At 30.8% G+C, this 1,012-nt stretch carries 2 protein-coding genes; both read left to right on the forward strand.

All coding sequences use genetic code 11. The annotated features are described in order from the left end of the window. Positions 1 to 501, forward strand: a 501-nt coding sequence (locus KA878_RS12655; RefSeq protein WP_210142171.1) for a Mu transposase C-terminal domain-containing protein, incomplete at its 5' end; no start/stop codon positions are given. After that, the coding region (locus KA878_RS12660; protein ID WP_210142172.1) for an AAA family ATPase at positions 494 to 1,012 on the forward strand (519 nt) is incomplete at its 3' end. The genes KA878_RS12655 and KA878_RS12660, both read left to right, overlap by 8 nt.

The raw sequence follows: 1,012 nt of genomic DNA on the forward strand, positions 1-1,012 counted from the left end.
TACTTTTTAATTGAAGATTATAATCAAAAAGAGCACAGTGCTATCCAGAGCACTCCTATCAATCGGTGGAACAGTAATCATTTTTTTCCTAATATGCCAAGCAGTTTAGAACAACTTGATTTATTATTATTAGAAATACCTAAATCTAGAAAAATTCATTCAGATGGTATTCATTTTCAAGGCTTTAGATACAGTAATACAAACCTAACTGCTTATGTAGGTGAGTATGTATTAATTCGTTACAATCCCAATGATATGGCTGAAATACGCGTTTTTTATAGAGATGAATTTCTTTGTACAGCAATATCCCCTGATTTAGCTGATTATTCAATTGATATAAAAGAGATACAACACGCACGTAGTCAGAGAAGAAAACACTTAAAACAAAACATTGCTAGTCCAAGCACCACTGATTTAATTAAGGAAGAAAAAAGTTATGGTTACTCACCTCAAGAAACGACCAAAAACGTCAAAAAATTAAAGAGGTATCGTAATGACTAAAAATCAGAATTTCATTGAAACGAAAGAGTATAAACGATTTGCTGAATTTTGCGATGCTTGTATCAAATATCAATATATTGGGATCTGCTATGGTCAACCTGGTGTCGGAAAAACTTTATCTTCTAGGTATTACACAAATTGGAATACTATTGAAAAGCAAGTTAATCATAGAGGGTGGGAAGATCTAGCTAGTAAAACGACTGATGATATATTATCGGTGAATAAGATATTTTATACTGCACCGGCTGAAAAACAAACAAGATTAAGTAATGATCTATATAGTATTAGTGCAAGTATTGATTTGGGTCAAAAATTACACATCGTAAATAAGTATGGTCATGATCATAGTAAACATTATAGTGATATGTTTAAATATATTGATTTAATTATAGTAGATGAGATTGATCGCCTTAAAGTGCAACATTTAGAGCAATTAAGAGCTATTTATGATGAACATAATTTAGCAATGATATTTATTGGTATGCCAGGTATAGAGAAAAAACTATCTCGT

This window comes from Staphylococcus sp. GDY8P57P (assembly GCF_017892585.1).
GTDB classification, from domain to species: Bacteria; Bacillota; Bacilli; order Staphylococcales; family Staphylococcaceae; genus Staphylococcus; species Staphylococcus borealis.